A 23764-nucleotide genomic window follows, 5' to 3' on the forward strand; every position below is an offset into this window, starting at 1 on the left:
TAAGGACGATTTATTGACGTATTCCGAACATCATTCCCGATAGCAGCTACCGAGCAGCATCAAACCTGTAGGCCGACCACAAGATTGGCAAGCCTTACTTAACAGGATGGGTGTTGCTCCCGATAGAGGGCGTACCAGCAGATTGGCCAAATCCCCCGCGGCAATGTAGCCACGCGAGCTTAGTGCGGGCGCAAACATTCAGCCACAGTTCGAGTTAGCGAGATCTTTACGCCGAAAACGACCGGCCCGACGGCCCGCGGGACCATACCTATCGGTCATCATGGTGACGCTATTCACACTGATTTGAGGAACTCCCGGCACCGATAACAACCGGATCTCGACACCGATTGGACGTTCGAGGGCACAGTGGAGTTCATGAACCTCACAAAGAAGAAGTCCTGGAGTGAGCTGTCACCCGCGCAACGCCGCGTCGTCGCCGTGCTCGCAACGATTCAGTCCCTGTTGGCGATCGCCGCGTGGACAGACCTGGCGCGACGCCCTGCCAATACGGTCAACGGCAGCAAGAAGAAGTGGGCGGCGATCATCTTCGTCAACTTCTTCGGGCCACTCACCTACTTCCGCCGAGGCCGGATTCAGTCGAAGTAGTCCCAGAACTGCAGCCACTTCACCGACGCGAAGAGCGTCAGAGTCACTGCGTACACCGCAATTACCGCCGCGACGCCGCGCCAGTTGGTGCGGGGAACGGCGCCGTCGACCGGGTCCAGCCAATGACGGAACCATCTCGTGACCGTCGGCATCAGGAACCACGTCATGGCGCCGACGCTGACTATCTGGCTCAACCACATCGACAGCCACGGCGGCGCTCCGATCCCGTCGAGCAACGGCCCGAGAAACCTCGACAGCGTCATCACCGTCGGATAGAGGACGAGCAGGATGATCATCGCCGTCTTCCAATTCGGCGTCGCGCGAGTCTGCCCGTTCTCCGTACGCAGAATGGTGCCGAACGGTGTCGACCGCGTGGTCTCGGTGAAGTCCTCGGCCAACTCGGCCCGCAGTTTCGGTAGTGCTGCGGCCCTCTCGGGCGACGCCATCCACACCGCCAACTGCTGCTCTGTCCGAAACCGAAGGACGGACTTCCACTGGGTGGAGTCGGTGACCGACCGCAACAACATCACCGACTCGTAGCCGGAGAATCGCGAACTGAGATCGATGAGGTGTCGTTGCGTTCGCAGAAACTCGTTCTCCTTACCCACGACGACGGCGTGGTCGTACACACCGATACCGGGCGGCGGCAGCACGCCGTCGATCAGAACGAGATCACTCGTCTGCGCCAGAATTCCCGTTGCAGCAGCTGATCTTTCGAGATCGCGGCGATCAGTCGACTCCAGCCAACGATGAAGATCGTCGGCACTGTCGAAAGTGACGGACACGCCGTGCGACACCGGTTCCGGTTGATCACTGATGCCACAGCTCAGGTAGCCGTCGAATCGACCGGCGGTCTCGGCCGCACGCTCGACCCACGCCCGGAATCCCGAACTCGTTCGGTGGTACCCGGTGATGGCAGTTGCGGACACGTCAGCCCGATATCCGGCGCCCTTGCACGTACACGTGCGCAATCGCGGGCTCGCGCATCGCCATCAGGAGCCCGAAGAGCGTCTGGTCGCGGGCGAGTATCGGATCATCCGAACGCGTTCCGTAGTTGACGAGCCCGGCGAGCGGCGGCCACCCGGACGGATCGATCACCAGGAAGTCGGCCTCTTTGCCCTCGTCGAAGTTGCCGATCCGGTTCTCCATGTCCAGCGCGCGAGCACCGGCGAGTGTTCCGGTGAACAGCAGTTCGGCAGGGTGCATCGACACTCCGTCGTCGCCGGCTTCGGAGATGTGAACCTTGAAGGCGTCGCCGAGGACTCGGGTGAGCAGGCACTCGTCGCCGCCACCGAAGTCCGATCCGATCGCGATGTTGACCCCTGACGCAACGGTTCGTTTCCACGGCATGGTGCCGGAGCCGAGAAACTGCTGGGAAGTAGGGCAATGTGCGATCGAGGTTCCGGTCTCGGCCATTCGTGCGAGTTCGGAGTCCTGGCAGTGCACCGAGTGCGCGAGTATCGCGCGTGGACCCAGGAAGCTCTTTCCGCCGACCTGTGAGCCGGGGAGGAACTTGCCGTCGTACGTGTCGAGATAGGTCTCGACCTCGTACTCGGCGAGTGTGGTCGCCACCTCGCCGGTTCCGGGCCGATTGTTCTCGTTGAGATGACTGTGGAAGTAGACGCCCCGGTCACGGACGGAGTCGTAAAACTCCCCCAAATCCTTCAGCGTCCGTGTTGTCACCGCGAGAGAGAAGCGGGGAACCACTGCGACGTGAACGAGCGCAGTGTTCACGTCGCCGGTGTCGGCCGCGTGCCACTTGTCGATCTCCTCGCGGGTGAGTCTGATCGCGTCCTCTTCCGAGGTGATCAGCGCGGCGGCGGAGGCCGGGCCGGTGGTCTGAATCCCACGTCCGCTGACCACCCGAAGGCCGCGTTTCAGAGTTTCCGAGAACAGGGCGTCCTGCGCGTGCGGGAAGGCCGATCCGAACACCATCGCGGCCGTGGTTCCCGTGGCGATTCGGCGAGCGCAGAAGGCCTCGGCAGCGTGCTGGGCAAACTCCGGATCAGCGAATCTCGATTCGGAGGGAAAGACGCACAGGTCGAGCCACTCGAGGAGTTGGCCGCCGCCGTATGCGTCGCCGGCGTAGGTCTGCGGGAAATGAATGTGTGCATCGACGAATCCGGGCAGCAGGAAACCCGGTCGGTGGTCGTGGGTTTCAGCGCCTTCGAGACCGCTCGGGAGTGATCCGAATTCTCCGCAGTAGACGATCGTTCCGGCATCGTCGATCGCCAAGACGCCGTCGGGGATCGAGACGAGCGACTGCGCCGCATCCTCTACCGTCGGACGACCGGAGATGTGGAAGACATGGCCTCGATGAAGGTGCGTCACTTACTGAGCAAAGCACAAAACTACCCGGCGTCGCGCGGCGAATGCTGTCCTTTTTGTCAGATATTGGGATCAAGCAAGAGTTGCATGCCAAACAAGAGCCGCAGCCAGCGCACCGGCACCGTTCAACGACCAATGCAGAGCAATCGGCGCAATGAGGCTGCCGCTGCGATGACGAAGCCAGGTGAATACGAGACCGGCCGCAGCGGTGGCGAGAACGGCTCCGAGGATGCCGGCGACCTGGCCGACGACTCCGGTACCGAGAAAGCCGGACAGCCCTTCGTTACCGCTGGTCAAACCCATCGACGACGCGATGTGCCACAGTCCGAACATCAGAGAACCGGCAGCGGCGACGCCGCGGAATCCACTGACCCGGTTCAACGTGCCGTGCAGGACGCCACGGAAAGCCAACTCTTCGGGAATGACGGTCTGCAGCGGGATCACGATCATCGACGCGATGATCGCGCCGGAAATTGTGGCGTAGCGATCCGCCATGAAGAAGGGGCGTGTGAGCGGAAGCAACGCGCCGACGGCGACAACGGTCAGGACCAGGCCGACGGCGGCAAGGGCGTACTTCGAACCCCGTCGGAGATCGCGAGGTGAGAGCCCCAATTCCGCCCACCCCATTCCCCGGCGCTTGGTGAGCGCCAACAGGACGAGAGCAGAGATGGGTACCGTCGCGATGCTTGCCCAGGCGGTGGTGAAATGCGCGATCAGATTGGTTCCCACCAGCACCACGATCACAACAGCGATATCCACGTATGCATGCATCCGCGGAAAACGAGGAGCGGTCGCTTCGATCTCCACTGGGCCGCCGCTCGTTAGCTGAAAGTTCACTTTGTCCAGTGTACCGGCGCACGAGAACTGCCCGCCACTGTTTGCGAACACGCTCACAGTGACGGGCAGGTCCCGAAACAGCTCTGATCAGGCGCCGAGCGTGCTCGCAAACTTCGGAACGGCGTTGTCGATTGCGTAGGTCAACCCCGGTACCGAGCCACTCGAGAACGCATTGACGAGTGCCGGGTCATCGAGGATCAACAGATGTCCCTCCTGAGCCGACGGGATTGCGCGCAGTAGCGGATCGTTCGCAAACGCACTGCTGTCGAGGAAGATCGGAAACAGCACCGTGAGATCCGCGTCGAACAGGTTCAGGTTCTCGTTGGCGACCGGGATGTAGAAGTTTCCGGTGGCTTTTTCGGTGATCGCCGTCGGGATCGTGAAGCCGAGGCGGGTCATGAAGTCTGCGCGTGCGTCGCCGGGTACGTACGCGCCGTAACCATCGGAACTGTAGGCGCCGACGGCCGCTGTCTTACCCGCAAAGCTCGGATTGGCGGCAATTGCAGCGTCGAACTTGGCGTCGAGGCCGTCGAGTAGCGCCTTGCCTTCCGATTCTTTGCCGAGTGCCTTGGCGACGAGTTCGGTCTGCTGCTCGACCGTCGTCCCGTAGGCCGTGGCGAGACCCGGCGGCGGCCCGACCGTCGGTGCGATGGCACTGAGCTTGTCGTAGGTGGCCTGCGTGTTGTCGCTTCGCGTCCACAGAATGAGGTCCGGTTCGAGCGCGATGACGTCTTCGACGCTCAAGTCCATCGTTCCGAGGATCTTCGGGTCGGTGGCGAACTCGTCCGCAATCCACGGTCCGACGCCCTTGCCGCCGAACGCCATCCAGTCCGCGACGCCCACTGGTTGAGTGCCCAGAGCGAGTGCCGTCTCGGCATCCGACCAACCGAGCGCGACGACGCGCTCCGGGTTGGCCGGGACCTCGACGTCGCCGAACATGGTCGAGACGGTTGCTCCCGCCTCCGCGGGTGCGTCAGCGCTGTCGCTGCTGCAGCCGGCAAGTCCGGCGACGGCGAGCGAGGCGGCCAAGGCGGTGACTGCAATCTTCATTCGAGAGACTTTGATTCGCATGGTTACCAGCACTCCTCCAACGCTCCAGCGAGAATTAGGGAAGGCTAGCATCAGCTAACGAAGGCTGTCGCCCATCGGCCAGATCGTGTTCAGGACGCGTCTGCGGCCCGTTCGAGCTCCGCGATATCGATCTTCTTCATCTTCATCATCGCGTCCGTGGCGCGTTGCGCCTTGGCCCGATCCGGATCCTTCATCAGTTCGAGAAGGCGATTCGGGACTACCTGCCAGGACAATCCGAACTTGTCCTTGGCCCATCCGCACGGGCCCTCTTCCCCACCCTCGGTCAGCCTGGACCAGTAATGATCGACCTCAGCCTGATCGACGCACGGAATCTCGAAAGACACTGCTTCCGAGAACGTGAACATCGGTCCGCCGTTCAATCCGGTGAATCGCTGACCGTCGAGCTCGAAGCTGACGGTCATCACCGATCCCGCCGGCATTCCGGAAGGCGATCCCTCGACGTATCTTTCGATTCCCAGGATCTGCCCGGAACCGAACACCGAGATGTAGAAGTTGGCTGCTTCTTCTGCTTGGTTGTCGAACCACAAACAGGGAGTGATGGAAGGCATGTTCTGTCCTTGTCGGAGAGGTTACGAAACAGGTGTACAGGGTTATAGACCCGGCCCGAACCGGAAACTCATCGCCAGGAATTACTCAAGCCGACAACGCAGAGTCAAGCATCGGCCAGGAGCGAACGAGTTCGTCGCGCCAGTACGGCCAACCGTGCGTCCCCACCGGTTGAGCGCTGCGGGTGACATCGACTCCGCGATCACGCAACACCTGAGTGATCTGGTCGGTGCACAGGTTCGATCCCAGTTCCATGACCCCGCCGACGACCAATACCCGGCCCAGGGCAGGAGTATCGAGAGTTTCGTGCGGACCTGGTAGTCCCGATCCCGAGGCGAGATACACCTTGGTGCCGCGCAGCTTGTCGGCATTGGCGAAAATGTCGTGCTCTTGCCAAGCCTCACTGCCGGCCGGACCCCACATCTGCTCCGAACGGGCATTTCCGTTGATCACCACAAGATCGGTCAACGCCTTGCCGAATCCTCCGACGGTTGTGTAGCAGCCGCTGTAGCCCGCGACCACGTCGTACAACCCGGCCGAGCGTTGGGCCAGAATCAGCGCGGCTTCTGCACCCATCGAGATCCCGCCGATTGCGTTGTGCCCGTTGGTGGCGAACCTCGTGTCGATCAGTGGGGGAAGCTCTTTCGTCAGGAATGTCTCCCACTTCAGACGACCGAATTTCGGGTGGTCTTCCTGCCAATCGGTGTACATGGTGCCGGTTCCACCGATGGGGAGTACGACGTTCACATTCTTGTCGGCAAAGAACGGGACGATATCGCCGTTAGCCGGAGCCAGCCAGTTGTTCTCTTCGATCTGCCCGGAATTGCCGTCCAGGAGATACAGCGTCCCGCGCGGTTCCGAGCGGTCGGCAGGAAGCAGCACTTTCACCGCCATGGTGCGCCCCATGGCGGGACTCGCGACGTCGAGAAGAACCAAGCGCGAAGACAGTTCGGTGACACTCGTTATCTTCGGGGTCTCGTCGGCGAGCGCGGTCGAGGGCAACGCAAGTAGTGAAATCAAGGCGAGCGCGCCGACGAGAACGACGCTTCGAAGGCTTGCTCGATGGGGCCTCACACGCCGAGCGACGCGGCGATCATCGGCCACGAGTCGTGTAAGTCGTCTTCCCAGTATCCCCATGAATGCGTTCCTGCCGGCTTGAAGTTGTAGCGAATGTTGTTCATACCCAATGCGTTCGTCCTGTCCGCAAGCTGGGTGGTGCAGTAGTGAGTTGCCGCCTCGATTCCGCCACCGAGAACAAGCTGCAACGCCAAATCTGTGACGTCGTTGCCGATCCGCGGATCGGCAAGTGTGTCGTACGGACCCGGAATTCCGGTTGCGGTTGTGATGTACATCGGGATTCGAGGCAGCTTGTCCGCGTTGACAACCGGATCGTGAGCCGGCCAACCCGGACCATCGTACGGACCCCACATGTTTTCCGCGTCACCCCCACCGACGGCGACCACGAGTTTCACGAAGTCCTGCCCGATGCCCGGACTCGTCATCGCGCACCCGCTGAAGGACCCGACACTGTTGTACAGCGCGGGCGCCGCCATAGCCAGATCCAGTACCGACGTGCCTGCCATCGACAGGCCTGCCAGTGCGTTCTCGCCGGTCGTCCCGAACGTCGAATCAATGACTGGCGGTAGTTCTTCCGTCAGGAACGTGGTCCACATGTTGACCCCGTTGTTGTTGCCGGATTTCGCGAGGCCGGGGTCCGGCCGCTCCCAATCGGTGTAATAGCTGAATGCTCCACTGAGAGGGGTGACCACGTTGACATGCTTGTCCGCGAAGAACTTCGGTGCGTCGGTCCGCACCGACCACGTCGCGTCGTCTTTTCCTCCGTCTACTCCGTTGAGTAGGTAGAGCGTCGGAGCAGGCGTCGAAGTATCAGCCGGCCGCAAGACCTGCAACGGAATGTCGCGCCCCATCGACGGTGAGTGCACCGAGATGTCGACCAGCCTGCTGTCCGCCGACTGAGCGTGACCTGGTGCGGTGAGGAGCTGGAACCCACACACTGCCGTGGCCAACGCCACGAAGACACGGAAAACCGTTCGTAACGCACGAGTCTCGATCATCCGGGTCACTCTCTTCGGCAGCGGAACCTTTCGAACGGTACCGCCTGAAACAGGCAAACCCGACGTGATCGGAAAAACTCGATCCGGTCGACACGGAAAGGCTCACGCACCGAGTGCGTGAGCCTTTCTCGTCAGACGACGCTTACTTGGGCGTAACCGTGCCGCCACTGAGCTCGGTCAGCGAATTGAAGAATGCGGTGCCGACGTTGTTGACAGCCGTGATGACGTTCCCCACGATTTCGAAGGATCCCATGAAAACTCCTACAGTTGTTTAGGTCTCGGTCACCCGAGCGGAATTTTGAGGTCGAACGGTCCGATTCCGGCGAGCGGGATCAGAGGAGCGGCTTGAGGCTGCCTGTGTTCGTCTGAACCGAACCGATGAAGGTTTCGAACAACTGGTCGCCGGCACCAAGCGAGCCCATGCCCTTGAGTGCAAGTTCGACGATCGACATCAGTGAACCCATGTGAATCTCCTAGAGAAGTCAGAGGTCAGCTGCCAAAAGCACCCGACAGTGCTGTGACAGCTGCGTCACATCTGTAATGTATCCGTGACGTGGGTAACAGTAATCATACGAACGACCAGTTGGCAAAGGATTCCGACAATGGGGTCATTATTTCGACTAATAAGGTCTGCTACTGAAAAAATTCCGGCCAATCGGTCGAATTTGACCAATTCTGTCGCCGCATTGATCAACCGCCCCAAATCCTGCGGTTACCCACCAGTAAACTGAAATCATGTCTAGCGCAACCTCACTCACGCAGGTAGCTAATTTCCGGTGGCACCGCCATCAACTCGACCGAGCGGTTGCCGGTGACGCCAATCACAGCGATTGCAGCATTCTCGATCTCGGGATTCAGAACACCGGACCTGACGGAGCCGCCTGGGCCCTGCGGATCCGCGGCGTCCGCGTCGACGCCACTGAGCTCGCTCTTGCCTGGACGTTGCGCGGAGCCCCCCACTATTACCGTCGGGGCGACCTGCCTGCCGTCGCCGCCGCCACGTCGCCGTTCAGCGAAGCCGATGCAGCCAAGCGCATTTACGACGCCAATCGGCCCCTGAAGGCCGCCGGCATCCCGACGCTGACTGCCCTGCAAACAGTTGCTGCTGCGATGCGGGACATCGTCTCGAAACCAACCGTCAAGGGCGAGATGTCCGCGCAATTGACCACGCGGGTCACCGAGCCCTATCTGAGATTCTGCCGCCCGTGCAATGCCACTCATCTGTACGAGATGCCGTTCCGGCTCGCGGCACTCCAGGCAGGCCTCGAGCTACAGCCGAACACATCTCCCCCAGTGCTCGAACGCATTCCGGGTTGGCGCCGACGCCCATTCAGCGCCACGGGCGCAGACGCAGATTCCCGCTTCGACGTGATCCGGGGTTATCTGCGGTTCTACGGCCCCGCGACTCCTGCTCACGTCGCGTCGTTTCTCGATGCTCCGGTCAGGGACGTCAAAGCCCACTGGCCAGTCGATGCCGAGGAGATCGAGGTGAACGGCGAGAAGCGGTGGATTCTCGAACAGGACCGCGAAGACTTGTTCGGCTCCCCCACCGATTCGAGTACGCGCTTGCTCGGGCCTTTCGATCCGTATGTACAGCTCAAGGATCGGGAGACCCTGGTTCCCGATCCGACCGCCCAGAAGACGGTGTGGCCGACCCTCGGGCGACCGGGCACGGTGGTGGTCGGTGGCACGATCACCGGATTGTGGCGACCACGAGCATCCGGAAAGAAGCTGAAGGTCGCGATCACCCCGTGGGGAACATGGTCACGATCGGCCCGCGCAGCAGTGGCCGAGCAGGCCGAAATACTTGCCGAATTTCGCGGCGTCGAGCTCTCCGAACTGGTCGAAGTATCTTGATCGAGCCAGTGGCATCCGGATAATTCCAGCTCACACCCGCCCCGATTCGGAGAAGGAAACCCCCAACGATAACCTGAATGCGACCTTCGCACGCACCCTTGTTCAGGAGAGATGATGGCCGACTTCCTCTATGAGGACCTGTTGCCGATCGGTGATGACACCACCGAGTACCGATTGCTCACCACCGAAGGGGTGTCGACAGTCGAGGGACCGGACGGCCGCACCTTCCTGCAGGTCGAGCCGGAAGCGATGCGCTTGCTGACCGAAACGGCGCTGCACGACATCTCTCATTACCTGCGCACGGATCACCTGACGCAGCTCGCGAGCATCCTCGACGATCCCGAAGCGTCGAACAACGACAAGTTCGTCGCGCTCGACCTGCTCAAGAACGCCAATATCGCCGCTGCCGGCGTTCTGCCGATGTGCCAGGACACCGGAACCGCCATCGTCATGGGCAAGCGTGGACAGCACGTACTCACCCCCGGCGACGACGAGAAGTCCATTGCCCGCGGTGTCTACGACGCCTACACGCGTCTGAACCTGCGCTACTCGCAGAACGCCCCCATCACGATGTGGGACGAGAAGAACACCGGCAACAACTTGCCCGCGCAGATCGAGCTGTACGCCGATACTGCTGCCGGACACGAGAACTCGTACAAGTTCCTCTTCATGGCCAAGGGCGGCGGAAGCGCCAACAAGTCCTACCTGTACCAGGAAACCAAAGCGATCCTCAATCCCGACTCGATGATGCAGTTCCTCGAGGCGAAGATCCGCTCACTCGGCACCGCAGCCTGCCCGCCCTACCACCTTGCAATCGTCGTCGGCGGTACTTCGGCCGAGTTCGCGATGAAGACGGCGAAGTACGCGTCGGCGCACTATCTCGACGAATTGCCCACCGAAGGCGCCATCACGGGTCGCGGCTTCCGCGATCACGAGCTCGAGAAGAAGGTTTTCGAGCTGACGCAGAAGATCGGTATCGGAGCACAGTTCGGCGGCAAGTACTTCTGCCACGACGTCCGCGTCGTCCGACTCCCCCGCCACGGCGCTTCGTTGCCCGTCGCCATTGCGGTGTCCTGCTCGGCAGATCGACAGGCGAAGGCCAAGATCACCCCGGAGGGCGTGTTCCTGGAACAGCTCGAATTCAACCCGGGCCGTTTCCTGCCCGAGGTCACGGACGCTCAGCTCGACGAAGAGACGGATGGCATTTCGGGTACCGGCAAGGGCGCTGCGGTCAAGATCGATCTGACCAAGCCGATGTCGGAGATCCTCGCCGAGCTCTCCAAGCACCCGGTGAAGACTCGTCTCTCCTTGACCGGTCCGCTCGTCGTGGCACGCGACATCGCGCACGCCAAGATCAAGGAACGCCTCGACGCAGGCGAAGAGATGCCGCAGTACCTCAAGGATCACCCGGTGTACTACGCCGGCCCAGCCAAGACGCCCGACGGCATGGCGTCGGGTTCGTTCGGCCCGACCACAGCCGGCCGCATGGACTCGTACGTCGAGCAGTTCCAGGCTGCCGGTGGCTCGATGATCATGCTGGCCAAGGGAAACCGTTCCAAGCAGGTCACCGACGCCTGCAACTCGCACGGCGGTTTCTACCTCGGGTCGATCGGTGGACCGGCAGCACGCCTGGCACTCGACTGCATCAAGAAAGTCGACATCCTCGAGTACGCCGAACTGGGGATGGAAGCCGTCTGGAAGATCGATGTCGAGGACTTCCCCGCGTTCATCGTCGTCGACGACAAGGGCAACGACTTCTTTGCTCACACCGGTGAAGTGACCCTGACGATCGGCAAGCGCCCGGGTCTGTAGACACGTCAACAGCAAAGAGCCCCGGCGAGTTTCGATCGCCGGGGCTCTTTTGTGTCTTTGTCAGGTCCAGAGCGCGGCCACGAATACGGTCACGATCGACAACCCGCCGACGACGTGTACCAGATTCGGATTGGGCTGGCCCTTCTTCTGCTTCGCCCGGGTGATCTCGGCAAGCGCCACGATGACCAGCGAAAGCACCAGCTTCACAGCGATCTTCGCGTGAATGTAGTTCTTGTCCAGGGCGCCTTCGCCCAACCCGACGATGATCAGGCCGGACACGAACTGCATCCTGGCACCCCACACCATGACCTCGGTGATCGAAGGAGCCTCGAGGACGGTGAAGTAGCTACCGACCAGGGCAGCCATGCCGAGTAGGTGAATCACTACAAAGACGTTGTATAGAACAGACATACAAGCACTTTAACTTGTACCTTGTTCTGGCCGAACGGAACTGCGACTTCTCTCAGAGAATTCCGGCTTCGGATGCGGCGGAACGATATTTCGCTGCCAAGGTGTCCACCGTCTCGTGTGCGTTGAGACCACTGGGATTGGGCACGATCCACAGTTTTGCCCCCTCGAAATCACGGTCCTGACGCCCGGCCTTCGCCTTCTTGTCACCGAAAGCTGTTCGATAGGCGGTGATCCCGGCGAAGGCAACGACTACTGGATTGGTTGCGCGCACGATGTTTCGGACCCGAACTCCGCCAGTTGCGAGTTCCTCCGACGTCAATTCATCGGCGCGCGCAGTTGCCCGCACCGCCAAATTGGTGATGCCCACTCCCCGATCGATCAGATGCTGTGTGTCAGCGTCCGACATACCCGCGGAAGGATCGATCGCATGCTCGATTATGCCTGCCCGCAGCAGTGCCGGATAGAACCGATTACCCGGTCTGGCGAAATGCGCGCCGGTCGCCGCCGTCCACAGTCCCGGATTGATACCGACGAACAACAGCCGGCAATCCGGCCCGATCAGATCCTCGATCTCGGCGTCTCGGAACGATTCCAGTTCGGCGCGCGTGAATCCCATGCAGCCAGTACATCAGGCCGTCACGACAGCGCTTCGCGCACCTCGTCGATCGCGTCGTGCATCATCTGCTCGTACACATCGATGTCCGGAATCGAGGCCGGACTGCTGGTGATGCTGATCGTCACAGTGTCCCCGATCCCGTGTACGCCGTGGGTCAACGACATGACCGGCGACAAACTCGGGAAGCCCGCTGTGAACCGAACGACGCCGCCTCCGAGCACCAGATCCGCGTCACCGCGCGCGACACTCGACACCACGGTGTTTCCAGTGACCTCGTCGGGTACTGCCGTGAAATCGTATTGCTGCACGCCCCAACGGACCAGCGGGCCGGGAACCGCGTTCAGCGCGAGATCCGACGCTGCGCTGGATGGATGGGACGCACGTGCGCGACGCTCGTCCATCGACTCCCTGATCAATTGGGCTCGCTCACGAAGATCATCGACTTCCGGGAACAGCCCGACACCTGCATTGCGGAAGTGATTGCGCGCCGTGGGTGTACCTGCCTTGGCGATGGTCACCTCAGCTCCCAATTCGGGCGGTACCGAGCCGTCTCGCTCGGTGAGGTAGTTCGCCATCGCTACCGAGATGGCTGTCATCGCTCCGACTGTGACGGATACGCCGTCGACACGGAAATCTGCGCTGTCCCGCACGACCATGCGCACCAGTCGGTGCGGTCCGGGAGGGATGTTCGAGCGCACCTTCGGACGGCTCGCTGCCTGCGGCGCAACAACTCCCGATTCGGTGTCCGCCTGCAGCTGTAACTGCGCGCGGTGCCCCGCCCGGCCGTCGTGGAACAGCGAAACGAGTTGGCCCGGAAGGCGCAGGGCGGCGCGGCCCAGAATCTCGGCTGATCCGCTACGCCGCACGTCCGTCTTCTGCTTCGCGGGCGGTTGCGGCGAGAACAGTTGGCGAGCAATCGCCGACGCGCGTTTGCCGTCCGCCAGAGAATGAGCGACCTGCAGAACTGCGATCAGCGCCGGGCCACTGCAGCGCGGCACGCCGGTGACGCCGTGAAACAGGTGCAGCGTCCACGGGGACTCGCGCGGGTCGACGTGGTTCTCGAGTAGTTTCTCGATTCCGTGAATGCACGAGAGCCACGAGTTATCGGGCAGCTCATGCACTCTCACCAAGGAGGCGTCGACCGGCATGGGCTCCCACACCGGATAGTCGAGGTGCCACGGTGATTCACGAATCCGAACATTGAGATCCGGAATGAGCGACGCTCTTTCCACCACCGAGCGTCGTAGCTCGTCCATGTGCTGGCTCTGCCCGTCGAAACAGTAGAGCAGCAGCTGATCGTTCGGGATCTTCTCCGAAATCCAGAAGGTTTGGGCATCGGTGGGCGTCATCCGTAACACCGGGAGACGGTACCACCGGCTTGTCAGCTCTTTTCTGCAGCAGCTTTCAGCTGGGACAGGCCCTTCTCGAAATCCTTTCCGACAAGCTTGTCCATGCTGAAGATGAAACCGAAGATCTTGAAGAACAGATTCTTCTTTCCGGTCATCTTCCACGTCACCTGAACTTCACCGGAATTCGGCGAGATGAGAAACGTGGTGACGTTCTGCGCCTTGAACGGCTTGAGGAAGGCCAGGTCCAAAACTACTCGTTCATTCGGGACGGATTCGGTGATCACCATCGAACCGGAGCCCGCCTTCTTGTTTCCCGCCCAGGCGTACGAAGCCCCGACGCCCGCGTCAGGACCCGCGTACGTACGCTGCATCGCCGGGTCGAGACCTTCCCACGGCGACCACTGAGTCCACTGATGGAAATCGTTGATCAACGCGAAGACGACCGGTGCTTCTGCCTTGACGATCGTCGTACGTTCTACCAGGAATTCGTCGGAATTCTGCGAAGCCATCGTCGATCTCCAATTCTCGGGCGTGACAAGTGTTCGGAATTATCCACGGTCGACGAGATCGGAGCGAGTCGACACTCAGTCCCGCAGGCACAGGCAGAAATAGTGACCGACCGGGTCGCGGTACACGCGGAAAGTCTGATGTTCCGGAATGTCGGTCACCCGCTGCGCACCCAGGCTGATCACCCAAGCCTCGGCGGGTTCAAGAGAATCCACGAACAGATCCAGATGGATCCCGACACCGGAGGTCGGCCAGTCCACCGGAACGAAATCCGGAGCGAGCTGAAATGCGAGCCGCCCCCCGCCGGGCCCTTCGATCACGTGCCAATCATCCTCGTCGCGAACACTTTTCCACTCGAGGACCTGGACGTAGAAGTTGGCCAATGCAGCCGGATCCGGGCAGTCCAGGACTGTGTAGTCCATGCCGATGTTCGGGCGCGTCACTGTGCCTTCTTCTCCTGAACTTTCTTACGCACGAACAACAACGGAAGAACCAGCGTCGCAACGGCGGTTACCAGCCACACGACGACGGTTCCCAGAATCCACGTCGAGACACCGGAGATCGACAGATTGGAGAAGAGCGACGCCACCAACAGCGCGACAAATGTCGACACCAATCCGATTCCGCCGAGAAATGCCGGTGCATGGCGCTTTGCCACCGTGGCGATGAACGGCGCCAGGACCGACTGCGCAATCGCAAAGATCACGACCGCAACGATGAATCCGGATGTGGGCGCCGAGAAGCCCGAAAGAATCAACGACGCAACTAGAAGCCCGACAGCGGCAGAACCCAGGAAGATCGCGGCGCGAATCAGGAAGCTGATCATTTGTTGATCCTATATGTCGGATATCAAGGAGAACAGATATTCACAATCCCAGAGATTCCTGCACCTCTCGCAATGTCCGGGCAGAAGATCGGAGCCCCGAAGCCTCCTTTTCCGATAGCGGCACTTCGAGGACTCGGCCGGCACCAGCACGACCAACCATCGTGGGAAGGGACAGGCAAACGTGCTCGAGTCCGTGGACGCCGCTCTGCAAAGTCGACACCGGCAGAACCCGTTGTTCGTCCCGCAACACGACTTCCGCGATGAATGCGCTCGACAATCCGATGGCGAGGTTGGTCGCGCCCTTACCCTCGATGATCTCGTAAGCACTCTCGACTACAGACTTCGCTACTTTCGCGCGTAGGTCGGGGCCGAGGACGCCACCCGACGGTCCCACGAACGAGGTTGCCGGCAATCCGCCGATGGTTGCGCTCGACCAGAGCGGAATCTCGGAATCCCCGTGCTCGCCCACGATGAAGGCATGAACGTTCTCCACCGCGACTCCGAGTTCGGTAGCCAGCAGGAATCGCAATCGGGCCGTGTCCAGCACGGTCCCAGATCCGAAAATTCGGCCGCGGTACGACGGTCCCGCGGCCTGGATCGCTGCGTAGGTCGCCACGTCGACCGGGTTGGTGACGAAGAGTAGAACCGCGTCCGGTGACACCGCCAACAGTTGTTCGGTCAGTGTCTGCGCGATCTTGACGTTCACCGCGGCAAGTTCGAGCCGCGACTGACCGGGATGCTGTTTGGCGCCCGCGGTGACGACGACCAAGTCGGATCCCGCGGTGACCGAGATGTCATCGCCTCCGTCGACAGTGCACGGCGGTGTGAACTGGGTGCCGTGGTTGAGATCGAGAACTTCGGCCCGGACCTTTGCGCTGTTGGTGTCGTAGAGGGCGAGCGCGTCGGCCGATCCGCGTATCAGGCACGCATACGCAATTGCGGTGCCGACGCTTCCCGCACCGACAACGGACACTTTTCGTCTGGATGAACGATTCGGCGTCGTCATGGGTAAATGGTGCTCGCTCGATAACGATTTCGCAGTACAACGGATTGCCAGTCTCTTCTCAGGGTTTGGATGCAGACCTCTCAGAATCGACGTGGATGATCGCTGACATGGCTGAGGTAACCGTTCTTGCAGTTGGCGGCACCGGCGAATCCCACGTTGGCGACGACAGCGCCCGCGTGCTCGGACTCCTCAGCGCCGTCACCGACGAACTCGACAGTCGATTCGATTCTCGCTGGGTCGCTTATCCTGCGTCGTACGGTCCGGTCGCCGACGGCGGCCTGAGCTTTCGGCACAGCACCGCGATGGGTGTGAAGGCCCTCACCGCCGAAATCGCACAGACAGACGGCCCGGTCATGCTGATCGGTTACTCACAGGGATGCACCGTGATCCGCTCGGCTCTTCCGACGCTGAACCGCGCCAACATCATCGGAGTCGGACTGATCTCCGATCCTCAACAACCGGCAGGCGTGATCGAAGGTTGTGAGGGACACGGAGTTGCCGGCGACGGACCCGATATCCAGCCGTGGATTCCGGTCAAGTGGATCGGGCACCCGCAGGACATGATCTGTAATGCCAGCGACGACAGCTACATTCGCGACATCGCAGACTTGACGCGCTGGATGTCCTTCTCGCAGGCACGCGTGTGGGCAGGAAAGGTTTGGGAACTACTTCGTAGCAATGCTTTCCAGAATGCGCAGAAGACTCGTTTCAGTCCCAAACAGTGGCGTACCGATCTACGACGTATTCGCACCGCGTTCCTCGAAGTACTTGGTTACCTGCCGACGAAGTTGAACCTGAACCGATTTCAGCTCAAGAACCCTCGCGGCGGTAGACACATCAGCTACGCGATCGAACCTCTCGACGAGAGCGGACTGACCGGGTGTGAGCTTCTGGCGTCGTGGATGAAGGTCCACGCGAGCGGCGTCGGGCAGCGCATTCACGCGGCCTGACCTTTACCGTTAGTTTACCTAACGAACCCCGGCGAGCCATTCGACGCCTCTACGTTCCTTTCATGCAACTGAGCAGAATATTGTCGTGTGCCGCCGTGACCGTCGCACTCCCCCTCACCGCCCTGGCGGCCCCGGCCGGCGCATCGCCAACCGGCAGTCTCGACTGGTCCGGTTCGTTCGGTAGTTCAGCACCCCAGCCGGTTTCGACGTTCGACGTCCAAGCCCACCGCGGCGGGCTCGGCCTGTACACGGAAAGCAGCCTGGCCGCGTTCGCGAATGCCCTCGAAATGGGCGTCAGCACACTGGAACTCGATACCCAGATCACCGAGGACGGGATCGCTGTCGTCACGCACGATCGTAAGATCTCGAACAAGAAATGCCTCGACACCGAGCCCGCAACTGCGGGTGACCCGGAGTTCCCGTACGTCGGCAAATTCGTCAACACGCTGAGCCTGCAGCAGATCAAGACCATGGACTGCGGCACTCTCCCCCTTGCCGGATACCCTGAACAGCAGAATGTTCCGGGAGCGAAAATGCAGACGCTCGAAGAAGTGCTTGCCCTGGTGAAGTCGTACAACGCACCCGGAATCAAGCTCAACATCGAGACCAAGGTGGAAGCGGGAGCGCCTCACGAGACCGCCCCGCGTGAGCAGTTCGTCTCTGTAGTCCTCGATACGATCCGGGCAGCCGGATTGTTGGACAGCGTCACCATTCAGAGCTTCGACTGGGGCTCGCTCATGCTCACCCGTCAACTCGCGCCGAGTGTCCCCGTCGTTGCGCTCACAAACGGCGACTTTCTCCAGGTAGGCGAGGACGGAGCGTCACCGTGGCTCGGCGGTCTGGACATCGATGATTTCGGTGGCGACGGCATCGCGGCGGTAGCAACCTTTGGTGCCTCCGCTTACTCCCCCGTCCAAGGAACTCCGCAGGGCGGAAAGGTCGGGGATCCCGGTTTCACCCTCTATCCGACAGCCGACATGATCGCGAGCGCACATGCGCGTGGCATGAAGGTCATCCCGTGGACCGTCGATGATCCCGCCACCATGCACGCCCTGATCGACCTCGGTGTCGACGGGATCATCACCGACTACCCCGATCGTCTCCGAGCCGTTCTGGCCGAGCGAGGCATGCCACTACCTGCACCTGCGGTCAAGAAGTAGCCTCCACCGCGCACCGAAGCAGGTACCTGAACAGGTACTACGGCCGATGTCCCCGGGGTCCCGTCGGCCGCATCCTGGACAGGTACTTGCTCGGGTGATCGGAGGTGAATTCTGATGATGTCTTTGAAGGATCAGTTGGACAACTGCGAATACCTACTTGCCGACGCGGAAATGGCCGGCGACTGGAATGCTGTCCGGCGATTCAGGGAATACCGGCTCAGGCTCGTTCGACAACTGTGCAGGCAAAGGGCCGCCGGCCTCTGCGCCTAGAGGCCCGACCTCAACCGTATCTGAGCTGGTCCCTCTGGGCGGTTACGATCCGCCGTCGCCCGAGTCACAGTCGGGTGCTCTCACCAATTGAGCTACAGAAGGTATGGCCCGCAGTGCTTTTCGACTGCGATCTTTCTCTGCCGAACCATACGGGCCCGCATCTCGTCCGCGCTACTGATTTTCGAGTAGACGATCTACACCGACCACCGCTGTGAGTTCGGTTTCCGCGTCCCCGCGGGGACGTCCCCGTCGAGGCCACACCGAATCACCGCTGACCAGTAGTCGATGGGATGATGACCCGCGTGTCCATGTCCCCACCGCTGCCCGTCAAGAACGGGGTTGGCCCGACGCGCCTACGCATCCCGCTCTCTGGGCCATGGGCGACGATCGCCGAGTACGTCGTAGCCAAGTTCGACCATCTGGACGCCGAGAACCTGTATCGGCGGTTCGACGACGGCGAGTTCGTAGATACCGACGGCCACTCGATCTGCCTGAACACAGAACTCAGCGCGCACCGGTTCGTCTGGTACTACCGTGAATTGCCGGCGGAGGACCCGGTGCCGTTCCACGAGGAGATCCTGCACACCGACGACGATCTCGTCGTCATCGACAAGCCACATTTTCTCCCGACCACTCCGAGCGGGCGATACCTGCGTGAGTCGGCGCTCATCCGCCTGCGGGTTCGTCTCGACAACCCAGATCTGACCCCGATCCATCGACTCGACCGCGGCACCGCAGGGGTGGTGATGTTCTCGGCCCGCCCCGCGACGCGCGGCGCGTACCAGTCACTGTTCGAGAAGCGGCAGGTCACGAAGGTCTACGAGGCGGTGTCGGCGCGACCGCCCCGGTGGGGCCAGGACGCACCAGCGCTCGACGTCCCTCTCGTTTACCGCAACCACATCGAAGCCCGACGCGGCGAGTTGCGGGTCGTCGTCGACGACAGCCGTGAACCCAACTCCGAGACCATGATCGAGGCGCGAGGGATGGGCGTGAGCGCCTCCGGACGTACAGTGCTGCATACGGTTCTGCGTCCGCGGTCCGGACGGATGCACCAGTTGCGGGTGCATTTGGCAGCTCTCGGCGCCGGGATCCTGGGCGACCGGCGATACCCCGACCTACTTCCCGACGCGCCGGACGATCATTCTCTCCCACTCCAATTGCTCGCGAGGGAACTCGAATTCACCGACCCGTTGTCGGGGAGAGCGCGGCGGTTCGTCACCCGTCGGACGCTCAGCGAGATGCCCGCCTCCGACTGCTGAGCGCCCCCTGCCGTCGGTGTCCTCAGTCACCTGGAGGCCGGCGCAAGGCGTGGCGTCCCATGGAAGAGTCATGTTTGTACGCCGTCCTCTATAGATGCTGGGAGGTCCCGAGTCTGACGGCCAACTCAAGAATCTCGCAGAGAGTGTGCGGCCATTTCATCGGAGCTGTCGATCAAACGGCATGACTGTTCCCGCGTGAACTAGCACCGAATCTTCTCCCGACGCGGCCGACAAGACCAGCAAAACTGCGGACGAACTGTTCCGTATCTGTGCGGATACTCCCGCGGATAGATAACCCTAACAAGCTGCTGAACAGGGAGCTTACAGTTGAAGCGAAATTCAAGTGCGTCCTTCGACATACCCATCTACCTACGCTTTCATGGATTGATAGGTAATCACGGAACCCGTTCCATCCCCTTATCCGAAGTCGTGTCGGCCCGGCATGTTTGAATGCTGCCTATGAAGACACCTGTAGTCGGCACACGTAAACGCGGCCGCACGTGGGAGGTAACCACAGATCAGCACATCCAATTTGCGTGCAGCGTCTTGCCGCAATTAGAAGTCGAGCTCCTGACACATAGTTCGCTCGAGCCCTTGACGTTCACCATCTTCTCCGAGAACGATGCATTTCATCGGGTGCCGGACCTTGAGAAGACCCTGTCCAAGGTGACCGGTTACATTAAGACCGCGATCGGGCACTTCACGGCAATCAAGAATGAGGTCAAGTTTGATACCGAAATATGGATATATCGGCACGAGAACGCTGCGCAGACCACTGTCAGAGTCGGTGTTTCAGGGCCAAATTCCGATGATACCGATGAGTACTTTTCTGCAATTTCGTCTTCAATTGAGAAAATCATCCGCCAAACTACCGCTAGCCCGGCAAGCGCTACTCAGAACCAAGTAGGAACGGGGACCAGCTCAGCTGTGCTAACAACTTCGAACACGCCGACGCAAAGCGACCCGCTCGATGAAATCGACGCCCTCCTGAAGGTACGAGGCGAAAGGCGGCAACGGGTCTTCATTTCATATTCCCACGACAGCGAAGCCCACAAAAATTGGACCTACAATCTTGCGTGCGAACTGCAGTCCGTGGGAGTCTGGGTGATCTTCGACCAATTCCTGTCCCTGGGGTCAAACCTCGCGGTCTTTATGAATCACAACTTGATCGATTCTGACCGAGTGATCGCCGTTTGCACTCCGGAATATATCCGAAAGGCAAATACAGCAACCGGTGGGGCCGGGCACGAAAGCACCATCCTGACCCAAAGTCTGATGGAAGACCAATCATCAGATCGGGTTATACCCCTAATTAGGAACCAGCCGGATTGCAAGGTTCCCACATACCTATATGGCCGCAAGTACGTCAACTTCAACGATGACTCGAAGCATGCTGAGAAATTCGATGAACTGGCTCGGGATCTACTTGGCGCAACGAAATTGGCGCGGCCGCCGCTAGGACCGAACCCTTTTGTGGCCCCTAACCTCTGATGTCTCTCACGTTCGTCTGGTCCGGCTTCGGGCCCGCGAACACTGCATCCATCGCTTTGCGGACGGTACCGCTTGGGCCAACGCCCAGGTAACGCAGTTACAGTTCACCCAACGGTGGTAATCCGGCCGATTCATAGCCCACCAGCGCGACATCCATCGCGGCCCTCGCGCGGCTCTTCCAGCTCGCGAGCTCTTCACTTCCATTAGCGAGCCGAGGGATTAGACGGTTAATCATGTCAACCGTCATGGCAGTTGAAGCCACCGCATTCTCAGACCTGAATGCCGAGTAGTGCCAGTCGACATGAGCATCGACATCAGCACGATATATCGGTTCCTTGAAACTACTGCCTGGATGCACCGCCCAATCTCGAAACTGGAACAGTTGCCTGATCCGATGCTGCACTTCGCGTGCGCTCGTATTGTCGATCTTCAAGTGATAGCGCAACGTCTCATGGACCTGCGCATGACGGGACGTTCGCTTCTCCCGCCATGCAGCTTCACTCGGATGCCGGGGCGACCTGGCTTTGACCGAAGCGTAGAAGGCATCAACCGCAAATGCCGCAGCACTCATCGCCCGCATAGATGAACGCAGGTCTCGAATCATGAGCTGCTGAAGACTCTCGTCGTCACCGGACTCCAATGCGGGCGGTATGCCGATAGCATGTGAGGCCGACTCTTTGGCTCCCTCAATCGATTCCGCCAGCCAGTACGGCCACATGTCGGTCCGCAGGTGGACTGTCGCCGAAGTCGCGCCCTGTGCCCCGTCCTGGCCGATCTCAATTCTGAAATTTGACAGGCGGAGGTCGCCGCCGTCGGTGACATTGATGCCGCGCATCGCTTAAGGGTGCCACGGGCCTGCACGGAGGCGAACAGGGCCAATGACACCTGGAATGTCTCGCTTCCATCCCACGTACCGCAGCGTTGCCGGTGCGCAACAGGCGGCCACAGGTCCGCCGGTAGCGATTCACACCGTCTAACCTGCGAGGATAGTTGTCGCTACGGCTGCACAATTGCCCTGCGGCAGTACCGCGGATTTAGACGTTGAAGCGGAACTCCACCACATCGCCGTCGGCCATGACGTATTCCTTGCCCTCCATGCGGACCTTGCCGGCAGCCTTGGCTGCGGCCATGGAACCCGCCTCGACGAGATCGTCGAAGGACACGATTTCAGCCTTGATGAAGCCACGCTCGAAGTCGGTGTGAATGACGCCGGCAGCCTGGGGAGCGGTGTCACCCTTGTGGATGGTCCAGGCGCGAGCTTCCTTCGGACCAGCCGTCAGGTAGGTCTGCAGTCCGAGGGTGTGGAAGCCGGTGCGCGCGAGAGCGTGCAGGCCCGGCTCGGTCTGACCGATCGAGTCGAGCATTTCCTGGCGGTCTTCCTCGTCGAGCTCGAGGAGTTCCTGCTCGACCTTCGCGTCGAGGAACACAGCGTCGGCCGGTGCGACGGATGCGCGCAATTCCGCAACCTTCGCTGCGTCGGTGAGCACAGACTCGTCGGCGTTGAAGACGTACAGGAAGGGCTTGGTGGTGAGCAGGCTCAGCTCACGCAGCAACGAGAAATCGAGCTTGTCCTTGACGCTGAAGAGCGTCGTGCCCTCGTTGAGGAAGGCCTGAGCCTTGAGCGCCTCGTCGTGGGCTAGCTTGAGCTCCTTGTTCTTGCGAGCTTCCTTGTCCAGACGCGGGAGAGCCTTCTCCAAGGTCTGCATGTCGGCGATCACGAGCTCGGTCTCGATGACCTCGATGTCCGAGGCCGGGTCGACCTTGCCGTCGACGTGGATGACGTCGTCGTCGGCGAAGACGCGAACTACCTGGCAGATGGCGTCCGCTTCACGAATGTTGGCCAGGAACTTGTTGCCCAGACCTGCGCCCTCGGACGCTCCCTTGACGATGCCGGCAATGTCGACGAACGACACGGTCGCGGGGAGGATGCGCTCGGAGCCGAAGATCTCGGCGAGCTTCTGCAGCCGCGGATCGGGCAGCTCGACCAGACCGACGTTGGGTTCGATGGTCGCGAACGGGTAGTTCGCTGCCAACACGTCGTTGTTGGTCAGTGCATTGAAAAGGGTGGACTTGCCGACGTTGGGCAGTCCGACGATTCCGAGGGTAAGGCTCACGGTCTGTGGATTCTACGGCCTCGCGGCGACGTGACGGGTACTCGCCCCACCGTCACGTCGCGGCAGGTGATCAGTTGTAGGTATACGAATCGACGGACGACACGATCGCAACCAGGAAGATCACGTAGAACGCGATGAACAGCACCCAGCAGATGACGGCTATCAGGAGCGAAATCTGCCCGAGCTTCTTCACCCGCTCGGACGCGTACTGCGCGCCCTGGTGATCGCCCATCGCCCACTTCGGGTAGATGTCGTGGAGATGGTTGAACGCGGCGAACGCGATAGGCCAGAAGAAGATGATCGACGCGACGGCCCATCCCGCGTTGGACTTCGGCGGACCGTACTGAGGCGCCGCGTACGTGGGAGCAGCGCTGTACTGCTGGGCTGCGCTGTACTGCTGACCGGTCGGATACTGCTGTCCGGCTGAGTACTGCGGGTCGGTCGGGTACTGCTGGCCCGTCGGATATTCCTGGCCTGCTGAATATTGCTGACCGGCTGAATACTGCTGGCCTGCCGGATACTGCTGCTCCTTCGGATCCTGCGGGTCGGTCGGATATTGCGGTTCGGTCATCATTCCCCCAAAGAGTCGGATTCGGTTCTCTATCGCAGAACCTAGTGGAGACTTACCGCTGCCGTGTCACAGTGAGCGCCT

Annotated in this window: 25 protein-coding genes and 1 tRNA gene; 7 read left to right on the forward strand and 19 right to left on the reverse strand. The window is 60.9% G+C overall.

Going from position 1 to position 23764, the window contains the following annotated elements:
* The first annotated feature begins 375 nt into the window (after window positions 1–375).
* Window positions 376–606: a PLD nuclease N-terminal domain-containing protein gene (locus BH682_RS20365; protein ID WP_007726301.1), complete on the forward strand. Its 231-nt coding sequence runs from the start codon at window positions 376–378 to the stop codon at window positions 604–606.
* Here BH682_RS20365 and BH682_RS20370 read toward each other — a convergent pair.
* From BH682_RS20370 to BH682_RS37105, 8 genes are all read right to left on the reverse strand, one after another.
* Complete coding sequence (locus BH682_RS20370) at window positions 594–1535, reverse strand: antibiotic biosynthesis monooxygenase (protein WP_007726302.1); 942 nt, start codon at window positions 1533–1535, stop codon at window positions 594–596. The two genes, BH682_RS20365 and BH682_RS20370, sit on opposite strands and share 13 nt — an antisense overlap.
* Before the next feature lies 1 nt (window position 1536).
* A complete protein-coding gene (locus BH682_RS20375; RefSeq protein ID WP_075833915.1) occupies window positions 1537–2937 on the reverse strand; it encodes an amidohydrolase family protein in 1401 nt (466 codons plus the stop codon).
* Between the two features lie 69 nt (window positions 2938–3006).
* Window positions 3007–3705 carry a CPBP family intramembrane glutamic endopeptidase gene (locus BH682_RS20380; RefSeq protein ID WP_020908494.1) on the reverse strand — a complete coding sequence of 233 codons (699 nt, stop codon included), beginning with the start codon at window positions 3703–3705 and terminating at the stop codon, window positions 3007–3009.
* Between the two features lie 153 nt (window positions 3706–3858).
* Window positions 3859–4821 carry an ABC transporter substrate-binding protein gene (locus tag BH682_RS20385; RefSeq protein ID WP_223304413.1) on the reverse strand — a complete coding sequence of 321 codons (963 nt, stop codon included), beginning with the start codon at window positions 4819–4821 and terminating at the stop codon, window positions 3859–3861.
* 110 nt (window positions 4822–4931) lie between these two features.
* Window positions 4932–5411, reverse strand: coding sequence for a VOC family protein (locus BH682_RS20390; protein ID WP_003945229.1), 480 nt, complete (start codon window positions 5409–5411; stop codon window positions 4932–4934).
* Window positions 5412–5496: 85 nt separating this feature from the next.
* Window positions 5497–6483 (reverse strand): alpha/beta hydrolase, encoded by a 987-nt coding sequence (locus tag BH682_RS20395; protein ID WP_223304412.1) that lies wholly within the window; start codon window positions 6481–6483, stop codon window positions 5497–5499.
* Window positions 6480–7484 carry an alpha/beta hydrolase gene (locus BH682_RS20400; RefSeq protein ID WP_075833921.1) on the reverse strand — a complete coding sequence of 335 codons (1005 nt, stop codon included), beginning with the start codon at window positions 7482–7484 and terminating at the stop codon, window positions 6480–6482. The genes BH682_RS20395 and BH682_RS20400 overlap by 4 nt, the downstream gene beginning before the upstream one ends.
* 332 nt (window positions 7485–7816) lie before the next feature.
* The gene (locus tag BH682_RS37105) at window positions 7817–7948 is read right to left on the reverse strand and encodes a hypothetical protein (RefSeq protein WP_003945242.1); all 132 of its coding nucleotides are present in this window, start codon (window positions 7946–7948) and stop codon (window positions 7817–7819) included.
* A 271-nt stretch (window positions 7949–8219) separates the two neighbouring features.
* Between BH682_RS37105 and BH682_RS20405 the strand changes: the two genes are divergently transcribed.
* Both BH682_RS20405 and BH682_RS20410 read left to right on the forward strand, forming a co-directional pair.
* Window positions 8220–9341, forward strand: a complete 1122-nt coding sequence (locus BH682_RS20405) for a winged helix DNA-binding domain-containing protein (protein WP_075833923.1) — start codon at window positions 8220–8222, stop codon at window positions 9339–9341.
* 114 nt (window positions 9342–9455) lie between these two features.
* Window positions 9456–11153, forward strand: coding sequence for a fumarate hydratase (locus tag BH682_RS20410; RefSeq protein ID WP_007726313.1), 1698 nt, complete (start codon window positions 9456–9458; stop codon window positions 11151–11153).
* A 60-nt stretch (window positions 11154–11213) separates the two neighbouring features.
* On the opposite strand, the gene BH682_RS20415 is transcribed toward BH682_RS20410, so the two are convergent.
* The 7 genes from BH682_RS20415 to BH682_RS20445 form a co-directional block, all read right to left on the reverse strand.
* Window positions 11214–11564, reverse strand: a complete 351-nt coding sequence (locus BH682_RS20415; protein ID WP_075833925.1) for a hypothetical protein — start codon at window positions 11562–11564, stop codon at window positions 11214–11216.
* Between the two features lie 52 nt (window positions 11565–11616).
* Window positions 11617–12180, reverse strand: a complete 564-nt coding sequence (locus tag BH682_RS20420; RefSeq protein ID WP_003945221.1) for a mismatch-specific DNA-glycosylase — start codon at window positions 12178–12180, stop codon at window positions 11617–11619.
* Window positions 12181–12200: 20 nt separating this feature from the next.
* Window positions 12201–13529: a WS/DGAT domain-containing protein gene (locus BH682_RS20425; RefSeq protein WP_075833927.1), complete on the reverse strand. Its 1329-nt coding sequence runs from the start codon at window positions 13527–13529 to the stop codon at window positions 12201–12203.
* A 32-nt stretch (window positions 13530–13561) separates the two neighbouring features.
* Complete coding sequence (locus tag BH682_RS20430; protein ID WP_003945238.1) at window positions 13562–14038, reverse strand: SRPBCC family protein; 477 nt, start codon at window positions 14036–14038, stop codon at window positions 13562–13564.
* Window positions 14039–14113: 75 nt separating this feature from the next.
* Complete coding sequence (locus BH682_RS20435; protein WP_064689307.1) at window positions 14114–14479, reverse strand: VOC family protein; 366 nt, start codon at window positions 14477–14479, stop codon at window positions 14114–14116.
* Entirely contained in the window at window positions 14476–14862 is a 387-nt protein-coding gene (locus BH682_RS20440; RefSeq protein ID WP_003945275.1) for a phage holin family protein, read from the reverse strand. The genes BH682_RS20435 and BH682_RS20440 overlap by 4 nt, the downstream gene beginning before the upstream one ends.
* Before the next feature lie 40 nt (window positions 14863–14902).
* A complete protein-coding gene (locus BH682_RS20445; RefSeq protein WP_058037407.1) occupies window positions 14903–15868 on the reverse strand; it encodes an L-lactate dehydrogenase in 966 nt (321 codons plus the stop codon).
* Window positions 15869–15975: 107 nt separating this feature from the next.
* Between BH682_RS20445 and BH682_RS20450 the strand changes: the two genes are divergently transcribed.
* Complete coding sequence (locus BH682_RS20450) at window positions 15976–16818, forward strand: PE-PPE domain-containing protein (RefSeq protein ID WP_075835397.1); 843 nt, start codon at window positions 15976–15978, stop codon at window positions 16816–16818.
* 62 nt (window positions 16819–16880) lie between these two features.
* Complete coding sequence (locus BH682_RS20455; protein ID WP_190287589.1) at window positions 16881–17978, forward strand: glycerophosphodiester phosphodiesterase family protein; 1098 nt, start codon at window positions 16881–16883, stop codon at window positions 17976–17978.
* A gap of 296 nt (window positions 17979–18274) precedes the next feature.
* On the opposite strand, the gene BH682_RS20460 is transcribed toward BH682_RS20455, so the two are convergent.
* Window positions 18275–18350 (reverse strand) — tRNA-His (locus BH682_RS20460).
* A 188-nt stretch (window positions 18351–18538) separates the two neighbouring features.
* On the opposite strand from BH682_RS20460, the gene BH682_RS20465 reads away from it, so the two are divergent.
* Together BH682_RS20465 and BH682_RS20470 are read left to right on the forward strand one after the other, a co-directional pair.
* Window positions 18539–19507, forward strand: coding sequence for a pseudouridine synthase (locus BH682_RS20465; RefSeq protein ID WP_075833928.1), 969 nt, complete (start codon window positions 18539–18541; stop codon window positions 19505–19507).
* 459 nt (window positions 19508–19966) lie between these two features.
* Entirely contained in the window at window positions 19967–20998 is a 1032-nt protein-coding gene (locus tag BH682_RS20470; RefSeq protein WP_190287588.1) for a toll/interleukin-1 receptor domain-containing protein, read from the forward strand.
* A gap of 97 nt (window positions 20999–21095) precedes the next feature.
* Here BH682_RS20470 and BH682_RS20475 read toward each other — a convergent pair whose 3' ends face one another.
* The 3 genes from BH682_RS20475 to BH682_RS20485 form a co-directional block, all read right to left on the reverse strand.
* A complete protein-coding gene (locus BH682_RS20475; protein WP_083954699.1) occupies window positions 21096–21833 on the reverse strand; it encodes a hypothetical protein in 738 nt (245 codons plus the stop codon).
* A gap of 199 nt (window positions 21834–22032) precedes the next feature.
* Window positions 22033–23112, reverse strand: coding sequence for a redox-regulated ATPase YchF (ychF, locus tag BH682_RS20480; protein ID WP_075833932.1), 1080 nt, complete (start codon window positions 23110–23112; stop codon window positions 22033–22035).
* A 70-nt stretch (window positions 23113–23182) separates the two neighbouring features.
* The gene (locus BH682_RS20485; protein ID WP_030536246.1) at window positions 23183–23686 is read right to left on the reverse strand and encodes a CD225/dispanin family protein; all 504 of its coding nucleotides are present in this window, start codon (window positions 23684–23686) and stop codon (window positions 23183–23185) included.
* Window positions 23687–23764 lie beyond the last annotated feature (78 nt).

This window comes from Rhodococcus sp. YL-1, from assembly GCF_001942025.1.
GTDB lineage: Bacteria > Actinomycetota > Actinomycetes > Mycobacteriales > Mycobacteriaceae > Rhodococcus_F > Rhodococcus_F qingshengii.

Bases quoted from the DNA above. Each gene is read 5' to 3' on its own strand.
- BH682_RS20365 (WP_007726301.1), top strand. From the start codon at position 376: ATGAACCTCACAAAGAAGAAGTCCTGGAGTGAGCTGTCACCCGCGCAA.
- BH682_RS20380 (WP_020908494.1), bottom strand. From the start codon at position 3,705: ATGCATGCATACGTGGATATCGCTGTTGTGATCGTGGTGCTGGTGGGA.
- BH682_RS20385 (WP_223304413.1), bottom strand. From the start codon at position 4,821: ATGAAGATTGCAGTCACCGCCTTGGCCGCCTCGCTCGCCGTCGCCGGA.
- BH682_RS20390 (WP_003945229.1), bottom strand. From the start codon at position 5,411: ATGCCTTCCATCACTCCCTGTTTGTGGTTCGACAACCAAGCAGAAGAA.
- BH682_RS20400 (WP_075833921.1), bottom strand. From the start codon at position 7,484: ATGATCGAGACTCGTGCGTTACGAACGGTTTTCCGTGTCTTCGTGGCG.
- BH682_RS37105 (WP_003945242.1), bottom strand. From the start codon at position 7,948: ATGGGTTCACTGATGTCGATCGTCGAACTTGCACTCAAGGGCATGGGC.
- BH682_RS20405 (WP_075833923.1), top strand. From the start codon at position 8,220: ATGTCTAGCGCAACCTCACTCACGCAGGTAGCTAATTTCCGGTGGCAC.
- BH682_RS20410 (WP_007726313.1), top strand. From the start codon at position 9,456: ATGGCCGACTTCCTCTATGAGGACCTGTTGCCGATCGGTGATGACACC.
- BH682_RS20415 (WP_075833925.1), bottom strand. From the start codon at position 11,564: ATGTCTGTTCTATACAACGTCTTTGTAGTGATTCACCTACTCGGCATG.
- BH682_RS20420 (WP_003945221.1), bottom strand. From the start codon at position 12,180: ATGGGATTCACGCGCGCCGAACTGGAATCGTTCCGAGACGCCGAGATC.
- BH682_RS20425 (WP_075833927.1), bottom strand. From the start codon at position 13,529: ATGACGCCCACCGATGCCCAAACCTTCTGGATTTCGGAGAAGATCCCG.
- BH682_RS20430 (WP_003945238.1), bottom strand. From the start codon at position 14,038: ATGGCTTCGCAGAATTCCGACGAATTCCTGGTAGAACGTACGACGATC.
- BH682_RS20440 (WP_003945275.1), bottom strand. From the start codon at position 14,862: ATGATCAGCTTCCTGATTCGCGCCGCGATCTTCCTGGGTTCTGCCGCT.
- BH682_RS20445 (WP_058037407.1), bottom strand. From the start codon at position 15,868: ATGACGACGCCGAATCGTTCATCCAGACGAAAAGTGTCCGTTGTCGGT.
- BH682_RS20450 (WP_075835397.1), top strand. From the start codon at position 15,976: ATGGCTGAGGTAACCGTTCTTGCAGTTGGCGGCACCGGCGAATCCCAC.
- BH682_RS20455 (WP_190287589.1), top strand. From the start codon at position 16,881: ATGCAACTGAGCAGAATATTGTCGTGTGCCGCCGTGACCGTCGCACTC.
- BH682_RS20465 (WP_075833928.1), top strand. From the start codon at position 18,539: ATGATGACCCGCGTGTCCATGTCCCCACCGCTGCCCGTCAAGAACGGG.
- BH682_RS20470 (WP_190287588.1), top strand. From the start codon at position 19,967: ATGAAGACACCTGTAGTCGGCACACGTAAACGCGGCCGCACGTGGGAG.
- BH682_RS20475 (WP_083954699.1), bottom strand. From the start codon at position 21,833: ATGCGCGGCATCAATGTCACCGACGGCGGCGACCTCCGCCTGTCAAAT.
- BH682_RS20485 (WP_030536246.1), bottom strand. From the start codon at position 23,686: ATGATGACCGAACCGCAATATCCGACCGACCCGCAGGATCCGAAGGAG.